At 59.0% G+C, this 13,652-nt stretch carries 12 protein-coding genes; 7 read left to right on the top strand and 5 right to left on the bottom strand.

Going from position 1 to position 13,652, the window contains the following annotated elements:
- Positions 1–18 precede the first annotated feature (18 nt).
- Genes Q666_RS39305 through Q666_RS39285 form a run of 5 tightly spaced genes read left to right on the top strand, consistent with a single transcriptional unit; the run spans position 19 to position 3,209 of the window.
- Positions 19–624: a glutathione S-transferase family protein gene (locus tag Q666_RS39305; protein WP_031270004.1), complete on the top strand. Its 606-nt coding sequence runs from the start codon at positions 19–21 to the stop codon at positions 622–624.
- The gene (locus tag Q666_RS39300; RefSeq protein ID WP_023002499.1) at positions 621–1,145 is read left to right on the top strand and encodes an urease accessory protein UreE; all 525 of its coding nucleotides are present in this window, start codon (positions 621–623) and stop codon (positions 1,143–1,145) included. The genes Q666_RS39305 and Q666_RS39300 overlap by 4 nt, the downstream gene beginning before the upstream one ends.
- Entirely contained in the window at positions 1,138–1,869 is a 732-nt protein-coding gene (locus tag Q666_RS39295) for an urease accessory protein UreF (protein WP_023002498.1), read from the top strand. Before Q666_RS39300 ends, Q666_RS39295 begins: the two co-directional genes overlap by 8 nt.
- Complete coding sequence (ureG, locus tag Q666_RS39290; RefSeq protein ID WP_023002497.1) at positions 1,866–2,483, top strand: urease accessory protein UreG; 618 nt, start codon at positions 1,866–1,868, stop codon at positions 2,481–2,483. Before Q666_RS39295 ends, ureG begins: the two co-directional genes overlap by 4 nt.
- Positions 2,484–2,504: 21 nt before the next feature.
- A complete protein-coding gene (locus Q666_RS39285) occupies positions 2,505–3,209 on the top strand; it encodes a hypothetical protein (protein WP_023002496.1) in 705 nt (234 codons plus the stop codon).
- 67 nt (positions 3,210–3,276) lie between these two features.
- Here the strand turns inward: Q666_RS39285 and Q666_RS39280 are convergent, their stop codons facing one another.
- Positions 3,277–5,280 (bottom strand): VWA domain-containing protein, encoded by a 2,004-nt coding sequence (locus tag Q666_RS39280; RefSeq protein ID WP_081713191.1) that lies wholly within the window; start codon positions 5,278–5,280, stop codon positions 3,277–3,279.
- Between the two features lie 158 nt (positions 5,281–5,438).
- Here Q666_RS39280 and Q666_RS39275 point away from each other — a divergent pair, with 158 nt between their 5' ends.
- Both Q666_RS39275 and acs read left to right on the top strand, forming a co-directional pair.
- Positions 5,439–5,837, top strand: a complete 399-nt coding sequence (locus Q666_RS39275; RefSeq protein WP_023002494.1) for a DUF1761 domain-containing protein — start codon at positions 5,439–5,441, stop codon at positions 5,835–5,837.
- 205 nt (positions 5,838–6,042) lie between these two features.
- Positions 6,043–7,980 carry an acetate--CoA ligase gene (gene acs / locus Q666_RS39270; protein WP_023002493.1) on the top strand — a complete coding sequence of 646 codons (1,938 nt, stop codon included), beginning with the start codon at positions 6,043–6,045 and terminating at the stop codon, positions 7,978–7,980.
- 87 nt (positions 7,981–8,067) lie between these two features.
- Here acs and Q666_RS39265 read toward each other — a convergent pair whose 3' ends face one another.
- The 4 genes from Q666_RS39265 to leuC form a co-directional block, all read right to left on the bottom strand.
- On the bottom strand, positions 8,068–9,492 hold the full coding sequence (locus Q666_RS39265) for a TadE/TadG family type IV pilus assembly protein (RefSeq protein ID WP_023002492.1): 1,425 nt from the start codon (positions 9,490–9,492) through the stop codon (positions 8,068–8,070).
- A gap of 150 nt (positions 9,493–9,642) precedes the next feature.
- On the bottom strand, positions 9,643–10,983 hold the full coding sequence (locus Q666_RS39260) for a TadE/TadG family type IV pilus assembly protein (RefSeq protein ID WP_023014460.1): 1,341 nt from the start codon (positions 10,981–10,983) through the stop codon (positions 9,643–9,645).
- A gap of 307 nt (positions 10,984–11,290) precedes the next feature.
- Entirely contained in the window at positions 11,291–11,848 is a 558-nt protein-coding gene (locus tag Q666_RS39255; RefSeq protein ID WP_006936861.1) for an HNH endonuclease, read from the bottom strand.
- Between the two features lie 383 nt (positions 11,849–12,231).
- Positions 12,232–13,644 carry a 3-isopropylmalate dehydratase large subunit gene (leuC, locus tag Q666_RS39250; RefSeq protein ID WP_023002489.1) on the bottom strand — a complete coding sequence of 471 codons (1,413 nt, stop codon included), beginning with the start codon at positions 13,642–13,644 and terminating at the stop codon, positions 12,232–12,234.
- Positions 13,645–13,652 lie beyond the last annotated feature (8 nt).

Raw genomic sequence — 13,652 nt, 5'->3', positions numbered from 1 at the left:
GTTCGGGAGAGGAAAGGCATGTATAAGATCGTCGGATTTCCGCGGACCCGCGCCATGCGGGTAATGTGGCTGCTTGAGGAACTGGGCGAGCCTTACGAGGTTGACCCGGCTCTGCCGCAGTCGGATACCGTCAAGGCGCTCAATCCAAGCGGCAAGGTGCCCGTGCTGGTCGACGGTGACGCCGTCATCACCGATTCCGTCGCAATCTGTACCTATCTGGCCGACAAGCACGGCCGGTTTACCTTTCCTGCCGGAACTCTTGATCGCGCCCGCCAGGACAGCATCACCCAGTTCGGTGTCGATGTGCTGGAAGGCGCGCTCTGGACCGCTGCGAAGAACACCTTCATTCATCCCGAAGATGTCCGTGTTCCGGCGGTCAAGGACGTCTGTCGGCTCGAATTCGAGCAAGGCCTGAAAACGCTGGAAGCGCTGATCGGTGACGGCCCCTATGCCATGGGCGAAACCTTCACCATTGCCGACATCATCGTCGGGCACTGCTCCGGCTGGGCACTGGCCGCCAAGTTCGACCTGCCCAAAGAAGGTCCGGTCTACGATTATTTCAAACGCCTCAGGGAGCGTCCCGCTTTCCAGGCCATGATGGCAAAGGTGATGGAAGCCGCATGATCCGCGTCGCGAAAATCCACAAGGCCGAAACTTGGACCGGCGATGTCACCGACCGGGTCACGCTTGACCGGGAAGACCGGTATCGGCGCAGGGCAGTCCTGACCGGCGCAGCCGGGTTGACCTTCCTGCTGGATGAACCGATGGCGATCCATTTGCGCCATGGCGACGGACTGGAACTTGAAGACGGTCGGATCGTCGAAGTTCTCGCAGAACCTGAGGAAGTAGTCGAAATTCACGCCGACGACACCGCCCACCTGGTGAAGATCGCCTGGCACCTGGGCAACAGGCACCTGCCGACGCAGCTCATGGGCAATACCCTGCGGATCCGGCGGGACCACGTGATTGAAGACATGGTGGAAAAGCTCGGCGGCCGGCTGACCAGGCTATCCGCACCCTTCGATCCGGAAGGCGGCGCCTACGGCCATGGTCGCACCCACGGCCACGATCATGGGCACGGGCATTCCCACGACCATCATCACGGGCACGGGCACGACCACGATTCCGGACATTCCCATGACTGAGCCCTCAGCTCCGCGACTGCCCCTGTCACCGCAGGCGCTCTACCGGCTACAGGCCTTTCTCTCACCGGCCTTTCCGATCGGCGCCTTTACTTACAGCCACGGGCTGGAACAGGTGATCGAGCAGGGCGGGGTGGCAAGTGCGGCGGAACTTGGCGTCTGGCTGCGTGAAATCCTCCGCTTCGGCGCTGGACGAAGCGACGCCATCCTGCTGAAGGAAACCTACAGGTCTGCTCTTGCGGGAGATCGAGCGACCGTTGACGAGCTGCGTGACCTGGGGCTGGCCCTGCAACCCTCCAGGGAGCGGCATCTGGAATCCAGTGCCCAGGGCAGCGCCTTTTTCAGAGCCGTGTGCAACAGCTGGATGCCGGAAGCGGGCACCGAGGCCGCACGCCTGTTTCACGAATTCGCGGGCAAGGAAAACACCTCCTGGCCTTACCCGGTAGTGCTGGGACTTGCAGCTGCGGCTCACGGCTTGCCGGTGGATGCCGCGCTTCACTGTTTCCTGCATGCTTTCGCGGCCAATCTGATTTCCGTCGCCGTGCGGGTGGTACCGCTTGGCCAGAGCGACGGCCAGAAGGTGCTGGCTGGTCTGGAACCGGTGATCTTCGAAATTGCAGAAGAGGCCGAGGCGGCAGGTCTTGACGATCTCGGCACCTCCACCTTCCTTGCAGATATCGCCTCCATGGCACATGAAACCCAGTATTCGAGGTTGTTCCGTTCATGACTTCCCAAAATGGTCCCTTGCGCGTCGGCATCGGCGGTCCCGTCGGTTCCGGCAAGACCACGCTGACCGACAAGCTGTGCAAGGCCATGCGCGACCGCTACTCGCTCGCCGTCATCACCAATGACATCTACACAAGCGAGGACGCCGAAGCCCTGATGCGCTCGCAGGCCTTGACCAGTGACCGCATTCGCGGTGTCGAGACCGGCGGCTGCCCGCATACGGCAATCCGTGAAGACGCCTCCATCAATCTGGCCGCCGTGGCGGACCTGACCAAAAGCATCCCGGATCTCGACCTGATCCTGATCGAATCCGGCGGTGACAACCTGGCCGCAACCTTTTCACCGGAGCTCGCCGACCTGACGATCTACGTGATCGATGTTGCCGCCGGCGAGGAAATTCCGCGCAAGGGCGGGCCGGGCATCACGCGCTCCGATCTCCTGATCATCAACAAGACCGACCTTGCGCCCTATGTCGGCGTCAATCTGGAGGTTATGGACCGGGATGCAAAGAAGATGCGCAAGGAACGACCCTTTGTTTTCGCCAATACAAAGGCGGGAGAGGGCGTCGAATCCGTGGTAGACTTCATCGTCCAAAAGGGTGGGCTGAACGCTTAAATCTTCGATGTTGATGGCCGAATGATCGCTGGCAGACAGGATGCCTGCGCGCATAACAATGCGCTCTGGTGCGATGCGGTCCTGAAAACCGCAGGTGCGAAAACCGAGTTTCATGCAGGGTTCTGGTGCGCTCGGGACAAGGCCCTGCCGCTCTATCCGAACATCGTCACCCTGTCGCCGAAGCAGGGAGCGGATTTTTATGCCGCGCTGCCCGATTTGCCGCAGGGGGCCGGGGTAAAGGACAGTTTCGACAGTCTGGATCTGGCACCTTACGGCTTTCAGAGGCTTTTTACCGGCACCTGGCTGTTTCGTCCGCCGCCAAGTGCCAAACGTGCCTCGATCAGCTCCGATTGGCACAAGGTGGCGACATCGGAAAGCCTGAAGAAGTGGCTGGCCGGCTGGAACGAGAACGAAAGCCTCCATGCCGTTTTCCCGTCCAGACTGCTGGAACGCAAAACCATTGATTTCGCCGCCATCGTCAAGGACGGCAAGGTGAAGGCAGGGGCGGTCTTCAACACCGGTCCGAAGCTTGACGGCAAGGATATCCTTGGCCTTTCAAACGTCTTCTGCCGCAAGACCTGGCTCTACAGTGCTCTGCGCGATCTTCTGGAACCGTTTCCGAACCGGTCGATTTGCACCTACGAAAATGACGCAAGCGTGCTACCGGTCTATCGACAACTCGGTTTCGAGCCTTGCGGACAGCTTTCCGTCTGGCTGAAACAGTAGCTCCGGACAGGGCGAAGCCCGCAACTTTACAGCTGCGGGCTCCGATTTTCGTTGATGACCGGTCGCGCTATTTCACCGTCACGGTCTGCCGCGCAACGATTTCCGCGTCACCTGCGGACAGCACGAAGCGCAGCTCGTAAGTGCCCGGCTCTTCCGGTGTCCGCACCTCCACAACGCCGTTGGAGATGTTGTCCGCAATCTCCCAGGCGCCCGGCGCCGTACTCCAGGCATCCTGAGACGGTTCGGCAAAACCGATGAAGTTGCTGCTGTTGGCAGGGCCGCTCGCCTTTACGCTGACATAGCTGGCGGCCGGAACTTCGGACGGGCCCTCCAGCGTCACCTTCGGATCCGTGATCTTCAACGGTTGGCTGGCCAGGATCTTCGATCCGTCGGACGTCGAGAGAATGTAACGCAGCTCGTAATCGCCCCGAGCCAACGGCGCGATGATCGAGACGCTGTCCCCATCCGGACGTTCGTAGGTCACATAGGCCGAAGGGTCGGAGCCGACCGGCGCGATGCCGATCCAGTCGTCGGGCGCCTTCGGGCCGCTCCAGGTCACGTTCAGCCTGCCGGCCGCCTCAACCGTGCTGTCGGCCTGAAGCGTTGCTGCACTTTCGCCAACGGTTAGCGGTTGGCGCGTCAGGATCGTCTGGTCGATGCCGGTGACATAGATGACGTCATAGGTGCCGGCTTCGCTCGGTGCCTGAAGGGTGACGGGAGACCCGTCGGCAGTGCCTTTCCAGCGGCCCTGGTAATCGTCAACCGTGCCGTCCTTCGGAACGATCCCGATCCAGTCCTCCGGCCCGTTCGGACCTTCGAAGGCAATCTCCACCGGCTGACCGGCGGCAACTTCGGGGGCGTAGGTCAGGATTGCCTGGACTTCGGTCACTTTGATCGGCGCCTTTGCCAGAACACGTTCACCGCTATCGGCCCAGACATAGACGATTTCATAGTCGCCCGGCTGGGTTGGCAGGGCCAGTTTGGCGGGATTACCGTCGCGCACATACACCCAGAGATCCCGTTCGAGCCTGTTTCCGTCCGGGGTGACGACACGCAGGAAATCACCATCCAGGCCCGGGCCTTCAAAGGCAACTTCCAGCAGCGAGGTTGCAGGTGCTTCAGGGGAGGCGGGCGTGACACGCGCCTCGGGAAGATTGCCGTCGAGAAGAACAGTCTGCTGTCCGCCCTTGTCGGACACCTCAAGCGATGCACCGCCTGCCTTTTCACCAAGTTCTGCACTGACGACGTAGGATCCCGGCTCGAGCTCGACCTCGACGCTGCCACCTGTCATGCCGGACGCCACCACGGTCTCGTCGTCGACGGTTGCCACTGTCCATTGCACAGGGCCTGAAACAGGCTGGCCGCTTTCCTTGTCCGCCGCCGTCAGGACTGTCACAGGCAGCGGCGCTTTTTCCTCAACCGCGGCGACGCTTTCCTTCAGCGCTTCGGTCAGACCATCGGCGTCCTTGGCGTTCCAGTAGGTGCCGCCTGTCAGATGCGCAATACAGGCAATCTTGGCCTGATCCGCCTTGGAGGCGATGTCGAAACCGATGACATGGGCCTTGAAATCGACACCGGACTTGGCAAGTGCCTCGGCGAGGGCGCAAGGATCCCCGCCGCAGGTCTCGATACCATCGGAGATCAGGATCAGCCGTCCCGGGCGGTCGTTCTGCGCCAGAAGTTCCGCGGCCTGCCGAAGTGTTTCGGTAATCGGCGTCTTGCCGCGCGGCGTGAGCGCCTTGACGCTTTGCACCAGTTTGGAGCGGTCCAGCTCACTCACCGGCACCAGCGTTTCCACATCGCCGCAATCCGCCTTGCGACGGTGACCATAGGCCATCACACCAGCCCTGGTTCCATCCGGAAGACCGGCAACAAAGCCTTCGAAGGCAGACCGGGCAATTTCCGCTTTCGCGGTACCGTCGATCTGGCCCCACATGGAATTGGAAGAATCCAGGACGAACAAAAGATCAGAAGGTGTGTCCGTCTGTGCCCCTGCAGGGGACATGAACATCGTGCCGCCGATGAGGGCAGCTCCCATAAGTCGAAACACAGGTCGCTTTGAAAAGAGCATGAAACCTTGGGCTCCTGTAATGAATTTTCGAAAAAGCCTTATCCGGAAAGGAGATAGGCGAGACGGGCCGAATTTAGAGACACTTGCAATCCCGAAGTGTGATAAAAGTCGCAAGTAGACAGAATTGCCAAGGAAAAAATGACGTTGGGAGACCTGCAATGATGTTCGACGGTATCAACCTGATTGCAGTTGCTGCGGCCGCCATTGTGTCTTTCCTGTTCGGCGCGCTCTGGTACGGCATCCTCGGCAAGGCCTGGATGAACGCCGCCGGTCTGACCAAGGAGCAGACGAGGCCAAACCCGGTTGTCTTTGCAACGGCCTTTTTCTGCCAGATCATCATGGCATTCGTCTTTGCGGGCGTGATCTATCACACCGGTGGAACCGATATCAGGAACGGCATCATCTCCGCGCTGATGATCTGGGTCGGCATCGTCATGACCACACAGATCGTCAACCACCGCTTTCAAGGGCTGTCCTGGAACCTGACGCTGATCGACGGCGGTCACTGGCTCGGGGTACTGCTTGTCCAGGGTATCGTGATCGGATGGCTGAGCTGACGTGATCGCCGGGAAATACGCGTAAATCCGTACGAGATTGAAGGTCTTAGGCCTTGCCATAGACCAAAGACTCGCCGACTAAAGTACCAAGTCTAGGTTCTGGACGCTTTGAGGGGCCATACGCATAATGGCCCCGGCAAAATAAGGCCGCGGAAGGGAGAACTCGCTTACCGCAGGTCCAATTGTGGTTTCTGGGAGGTTTCACATGACTGAGTCCGTATTTCCCGTTCCCGCGGAGGTTGCCGCGCGGGCGCATGTCGACAATGCCAAATATCAGGAAATGTATCAGCGTTCCGTGGAAGACCCCGATGGCTTCTGGGGTGAGCACGGCAAACGGGTGGACTGGATCAAGCCTTTCACCAAGGTGAAGAACACTTCCTACGACTATCACAACGTTTCGATCAAATGGTTCGAGGACGGCACGCTCAACGTTTCGGCCAACTGCGTTGACCGTCACCTGGAAAAGCGCGGCGACCAGCCCGCGATCATCTGGGAAGGCGACGACCCGAACGAGCACAAGGTCATCACCTACAAGGAACTGCACCGCGAGGTGAACAAGTTCGCCAACGTGCTGCACGGCCAGGGTGTCAAGAAGGGTGACCGCGTCACCATCTATCTGCCGATGATTCCGGAAGCAGCTTATGCAATGCTTGCCTGCGCCCGCATCGGCGCTGTGCATTCCATCGTCTTCGGCGGATTTTCACCGGACAGCCTTGCCCAGCGTATCGAGGATTGCGCCTCTGAATGCGTGATCACGGCAGACGAGGGCCTGCGCGGTGGCCGCAAGGTGCCGTTGAAGGCCAATGTCGACAAGGCTGCCGAAAAAGCGCCGGTAAAGAGCGTCATCGTGGTCAAGCGCACCGGCGGCGACATTGCCATGCAGGCCGGTCGAGACGTCTGGTACCACGACGAGGCGGACCGTGTGTCCGACCATTGCGCACCGGCGGAAATGAACGCGGAAGATCCGCTCTTCATCCTCTACACCTCCGGGTCGACCGGCAAGCCCAAGGGTGTGATGCACACCACCGGCGGCTACCTGGTCTACGCTTCCATGACCCATGAATATGTCTTCGATTATCACGAAGGCGACGTCTACTGGTGCACGGCGGATGTGGGCTGGGTCACCGGTCACAGCTACATCGTCTACGGCCCGCTCGCCAACGGCGCCACCACGCTGATGTTCGAAGGTGTTCCGACCTATCCCGGTCCGGGCCGTTTCTGGGAAGTGTGCGACAAGCACAACGTCAACATCTTCTACACGGCCCCCACCGCGATCCGCGCCCTGATGGGCGCCGGCGACGAACACGTCACCAAAACCTCGCGCAAGTCCCTGCGTCTTCTGGGGTCCGTTGGCGAGCCGATCAATCCGGAAGCCTGGACCTGGTACTACAATGTGGTTGGCGACAAGCGCTGCCCGATTGTCGACACCTGGTGGCAGACCGAAACCGGCGGGATCCTGATCACGCCGCTGCCGGGCGCAACCGACCTGAAGCCAGGTTCCGCCACCCGTCCGTTCTTCGGCGTCCAGCCGGCGATCGTCGACGCGGAAGGCAAGTTCCTGGAGGGGGCAACGGAAGGCAACCTTGTCATCAAGGACAGCTGGCCGGGCCAGATGCGCACGGTCTATGGCGACCATGAGCGCTTCGTCCAGACCTATTTTGCCACCTACAAGGGCCTCTATTTCACTGGTGACGGCTGCCGTCGTGACGAGGACGGCTACTACTGGATCACCGGCCGCGTCGATGACGTCATCAACGTTTCCGGTCACCGCATGGGCACGGCGGAAGTCGAGAGCGCACTGGTGGCGCATCCGAAGGTTTCCGAGGCCGCTGTGGTCGGCTATCCGCACGACATCAAGGGACAGGGCATCTATGCCTATGTCACGCTGATGGAAGGCGAAGAGCCGAGCGACGACCTGAAGAAGGAACTGGTGAAGCATGTTCGTTCGGAAATCGGGCCGATTGCCTCTCCGGACCTGATCCAGTTCGCACCCGGCCTGCCGAAGACCCGGTCGGGCAAGATCATGCGCCGTATCCTGCGCAAGATCGCCGAAGACAGCTTCGACAGCCTGGGCGACACCTCGACCCTGGCCGATCCGACCGTCGTCGACGACCTGATCGACAACCGCCAGAACCGCGGCTGACCGGCACACTCCGGACTATGAAATGCAAAAAGGCTCGCCACCCGGCGAGCCTTTTCAGTTTGGTCGACCCGTCCCAAAAAGCTTCGATTACCTCGAAACGTAGATCTGCTGGATCTTCTTGGCGATATTGGCAAAGGCGTTGATCAGCTCGTCCGAACTCGTTGCCTTGTAGAAATTGCCCGTGCTGGCGCAGGACTGCATGTTTCTCGACCCGGCCGAGGTGTTGCTGGTGCCGAAATAGACGCCGAAGATCGAAATTCCTTCGTCCTTCATGGCCTGGCAAAGCGCGCGCTGAGCCGTTGAGGAATTGTTGCTGTAGCTCTCGCTTTCGCTGCGTTCCTGCCACTGATTGATCGTAACCGTCTCACACTTGTACTGCCAGCCATGGCGTCTGGAATAAACCCAGTCGCATTCTTCCCGTTCGCCGATGTATTCGTAGTACCGGTTGTTATCCCCGTCGGTCATGATGATCGCGAACTTGAGAACATCCTCGTTGTCATAAGGCTCCGGCTTGCTTGCAAGGGGCCATACGTCCGAATAGTTCGGCGAGATGCTGTTCCAGCCCCAGACCACGCCGGTCTGGCCTGCCGTACCGCCGTTATCATCCAGGTCGGCGATCGCATCGAGCAACTCGTCCCGGTCGGATGTCAGCGGGATCATCTTCGACGTGCTGGAACAATTGTTGCTGCCACCGCCGTAAAACACGGCCTTCGGCGGCGGATCGGTCTTGTCGTAGTAATTGTATGTCTTGTCGGTGTAGCGAACTTCGTAGAGATCTTCGCCGTCGTCGTAATCCTGGCGTTCCGTCACGCATTTGCTGCTGTCGGCATAGCCGAAGAGGCCGCCCTTCACCTTGGAAGCGTAAGCTCCCAGGTTGACCCCCTGGCTGTATGGCACCAGCGAAATACGGACCTTGCTTTCGGATTCTTCGGTTCCATCCGGGATCAGGATGTTCACCAGGCCTTCGGAGGCATCCCGCAGCGTATCCATGTCGTTGCGCATGGACCCGGTAACGTCGACGACGAGGGCCAGTTCGACGTCAAAGCGTGAGTAGGTGACCTGTGAGCTCGTTCCGAAGCTGAATGTTTCCGGGCCGAGGGCACTCTTGCCGTAACCGCCCATGTCGATGAAGTAGTTCTTGAGAGAGGCCGTGGACGTTACCTTGATGGTGCCGTTGTCCGGATCGACGACGAAATCGAGATTGTCGATTGCCTCGTCCAGGAATTCGACGTCGGCCAGGTTGGCCTTGAAGGAATCCGCCAGTGCCTGCTTGATCTGGTCGTCGCTCATGACGCTGGTCGACAGGTCTGCCGCGACCGAAAGTGCCGCGGCATCAATCGCAAAGGACAGTTTTTCGCGCGCATTCACCGTTCGGGACACGTCGATGGTAATCCCCGCGATCACGACGATCAGGATCACCAGCATACCGAAAATGGGCAAAATGGATGCTTTGCGGTCGCCGGTAAACTCTGCAAGCAGGGGTCGGCAAATGAGACGCTTCAAATACTGCATTACTGCCTCGTCATTTTGTGAGACAGTTACTCTAGAAAAGTACCTAATTCCTTAAACGGAATGTAGAAAATAGGAGGTTGTTTCCGTTTGGTAAACCAATCGGAAAGAATCGAGACTGACGCTTTTCGCTGGCCGGTCGTCCGGCAGGTCTTATTTGGACAGGTAGATCGACTGGATCTTCCGCGCGATGTTTGCGAACGCTCCTATGAGTTCATCGGACGATGCAGCCTGATAGTAGTTTCCCTGGCTTGCGCAGGACTGCATGTTTTTTGCCCCTGCGGATGTATTGCTGGTTCCGAAGTAAACTCCGAAAACCTGGATATTGGCAGCCTTCATGGCCGCACAGATGTCTCGTGAGCGGACGGAAGAGGTGTTGTTGTAGCTTTCGCTTTCACCTGTTTCCCGCCAGGCGTTCACGGCCACTGTGCTGCATTGCCAGGTCGACTTGCCGTTTTTCTTGACCCAGCCGCACTGCTCCTCCTGTTCGATATATTGGTAATACCGGTTGTTGTCGCCGTCAGTCATGATGATCGCGAACTTGAGCGTATCGCCGTCTGAATAGGCCGCAGGCGCGCTGTCCGCAGGCCATACGTTGGCGTAGTTCGGCGACAGGCTGTACCAGCCCCAGGCAACCCCGGTCTGACCCGCCGTACCGCCAGTGTTGTTGAGAGCGGAAATCGCCGGCAGCAACGTGGAGCGGCTCTTGGTCAACGGCACCAGCTTGGACGTGGAGGAGCAACTGCTGCTGCCCCCGCCAAAAAAGGTCTGTGCCGGAGGAGGGCTGGACTTCTTGTAGTAGTTATAGGGATCGTCCGTGAGCATGACCTCATAGGTGGAATAATCCTGACGTTCCGTGACGCAGTTGCCGCTGACGCTGTAGAAATCGCCGCCCTTCACCTTTTTTGCATAGGTGCCGAGGTTGACGCCCTGGCTGTAGGGAACCAGCGAAATGCGCACCTTGGCATCGTCTTCTTCCACGTCCTCGGGCAGCAGAATGTTGACCACCGCCGTCGAGGCATCGCGCAGCGTGTTCATGTCACTTGAGGACATCGAGCCGGTGACGTCCACCACAAGGGCCAGCTCCACATTGAACTTGGAATAGGAGACCTGTGAACTGGTTCCGAAGGCAAAAGTCTCCGGACCCAGGTTCTTCATCATGTAGCCACCGAAATCGATGAAGTAATTCTGCAGGCTGGCCGTCGAGGAGACCTTGATGGTTCCATTTTCCGCATCGACCACAAAGGTCAGGTTCTTGATGGCTTCGGTCAGAAACTCGGCACCGTCCAGGTTGGACTTGAAGGAATCCGTCAGCGCATGTTTGATCTGTTCATCCGTCATGAGCGATGTCGACAGATCCGCCGCCACGGACAGTGCGGCCGCATCGATCGCATAAGACAGCTTCTCGCGGGCGTTGACCGTGCGCGAAACGTCCACGGCTGCGCCCATGACGACGATCAGAAAAATCACCATCAACGCAAAGATGGGCAGCACGGCCCCTTCACGTTGCGTGAGAAATCGTCTGTTTATTTTGAAATTCCAGAAAAGAAGAGACATGTATGGCGCCGCCTCAAGGGAGATAAAGACAGCTACTACACACTTTAAGAAAAAACAGTGAATGAACTTTGGGAACGAGGTTAAAGCCTCGTTAAAATCAAATATTCAACGGCATAAATACATCCACTGGATGTCAACTGCCAGTTGCCTGCAACGTGGAATAGGCGCTCCGACGCAGACGCGTTGGCGCCGTCACAAGGGCATTTGATGACCCCGCCTGAAGGCTCGCAATACGAACCGGAGACTACGGTTCCAGCTCGGTATCCCAGTAGAGGAAATCCAGCCAGCTATCGTGCAGATAGTTGGGCGGGAAACCGCGGCCGTTGTTGTGCAGGTCCTGGATGGTCGGCTGGAACGGCATGTGCATCGGCCACATGTTCAATTGCTGGCACGACTTGTTGGACTTGCGCAGATTGCAGGGGGAGCAGGCGGTGATGACATTGTCCCAGGTCGTCAGACCACCCTTGGAACGCGGCACAAGGTGGTCGAAGGTCAGCTCATCCTTGGAGCCGCAGTACTGACACTGGAATTTGTCGCGGAGAAAGACGTTAAATCGGGTAAAGGCAGGGTATCGGCTGGGTTTCACGAAGGTCTTGAGAGAGACCACACTGGGTAATCGGAACTCGAAGCTCGGACTTCGAACCGCTGCATCGTATTCGGCAACGATGTTCACCCGGTCCAGGAACACAGCCTTGATGGTATCCTGCCAACTCCACAGCGACAGGGGGTAGTAGCTCAAAGGCCGGTAATCCGCATTGAGCACCAACGCCGGATGGGCGCCCGACGAAACCGCTATCGTCACCTTCCGCTCCTCATTCCCAGAGCATGCCGAATCCACACGCGGATGCGTTGCTCTAACGACTTACGTTGGATCAACTTCCAGCAATCAGGTGCCAACTGACAGCGCGTTGACCTGTCGGAATGTCCGTTATCCGGTCAATCGGACAGCGGAACAGTCCTTTTGTGACGGGAGTATTGTAGTGCCGAGGTGACAGTCTTGTGAAGCCCGGGAAAATCATTTCTGAGTGCAGTTGTCGCCAGATCAGACCCGGCAAAGGATTTTTCTTAACTACATGAATTATTTACGCAAAAGCAAAATCCCCTGCGTCATTGTGACTGTTTTACGGGGAGAAGCAAAAAGGGCGCCTTGCGGCGCCCTTTCTCATGAACCGAAATGCGGTCGAATCAATTCGTCGTCCACTCGCGGATATCGACAAAATGGCCGGCGATTGCCGCCGCTGCCGCCATGGCCGGCGAAACAAGATGGGTCCGGCCCTTGTGACCCTGACGGCCTTCGAAGTTGCGGTTGGACGTCGACGCACAGCGCTCGCCCGGCTTCAGCTTGTCCGCATTCATGGCAAGGCACATGGAGCAGCCCGGCTCACGCCATTCAAAGCCTGCTTCCTTGAAGATGACGTCCAGACCTTCTTCCTCGGCCTGTTCCTTCACCAGACCAGAGCCCGGGACAACCATGGCGCTGACGCCTGCTGCCACCTTGTGATTGCCGATGACGGCCGCCGCAGCACGCAGGTCTTCAATGCGGCCGTTGGTGCACGAACCGATGAAGGCGCGGTCGATCTTGATGTCGGTGATCTTGGTGCCAGGCTGCAGGCCCATGTATTCCAGGGCGCGCTTCTTGGACTCGCGGCGGTTTTCATCAGCGATTTCGGCCGGATCCGGCACGACACCTTCCACCGAGATGACGTCTTCCGGAGACGAGCCCCAGGAAACGATCGGCGGCAAGTTGGCAGCGTCCAGCTCGATGACCTTGTCGAAATAGGCGTCTGCATCCGAATGCAGGGTCTTCCAGTAGCCGAGAGCCATGTCCCAGGCTTCGCCCTTGGGCGCCTTGGGGCGGCCTTCGATGTACTTGTAGGTGATTTCGTCCGGTGCAATCAGGCCTGCGCGTGCACCAGCCTCGATGGACATGTTGCAGACAGTCATGCGGCCTTCCATTGACAGGGCACGGATTGCTTCGCCGGCATACTCGATCACGTAACCGGTGCCGCCTGCGGTACCGATCTTGCCGATGATGGCCAGAACGATGTCTTTCGCGGTGACGCCGGCAGGGATCTTGCCGTCGACCTTCACCAGCATGTTCTTGGCTTTCTTCTGGATCAGCGTCTGGGTGGCCAGAACGTGTTCCACTTCGGACGTGCCGATGCCGTGGGCGAGGGAGCCGAAAGCGCCATGGGTGGAGGTGTGGCTGTCGCCGCACACAATGGTCATGCCGGGCAGGGTGAAGCCTTGCTCGGGACCCACGATGTGAACGACGCCCTGACGCATGTCGAGTTCGGAATAATATTCGATGCCGAATTCCGCCGCGTTCTTGGCCAGCGTGTCGACCTGCAGGGCCGATTCCGGATCATCGATGCCGTGACGGCGATCGGTGGTCGGAACGTTGTGGTCGACCACGGCAAGCGTCTTCTCCGGCTGGCGCACCTGGCGGCCGGCCATGCGCAGGCCTTCGAATGCCTGCGGGCTGGTAACTTCATGCACCAGGTGGCGATCGATGTAGAGCAGACCGGTTCCGTCCGGCTGCATGTCGACCACGTGGTCGTCCCAGATCTTGTCGTAAAGCGTCCGTGCGTTGGCCATGGGTCTCT

This window comes from Labrenzia sp. C1B70 (assembly GCF_000475395.1).
Taxonomy (GTDB): Bacteria; Pseudomonadota; Alphaproteobacteria; order Rhizobiales; family Stappiaceae; genus Roseibium; species Roseibium algicola.
The sequence above is the reverse complement of the archived record's forward strand: the minus strand, read 5'-3'. Positions and strand labels throughout refer to the sequence as shown.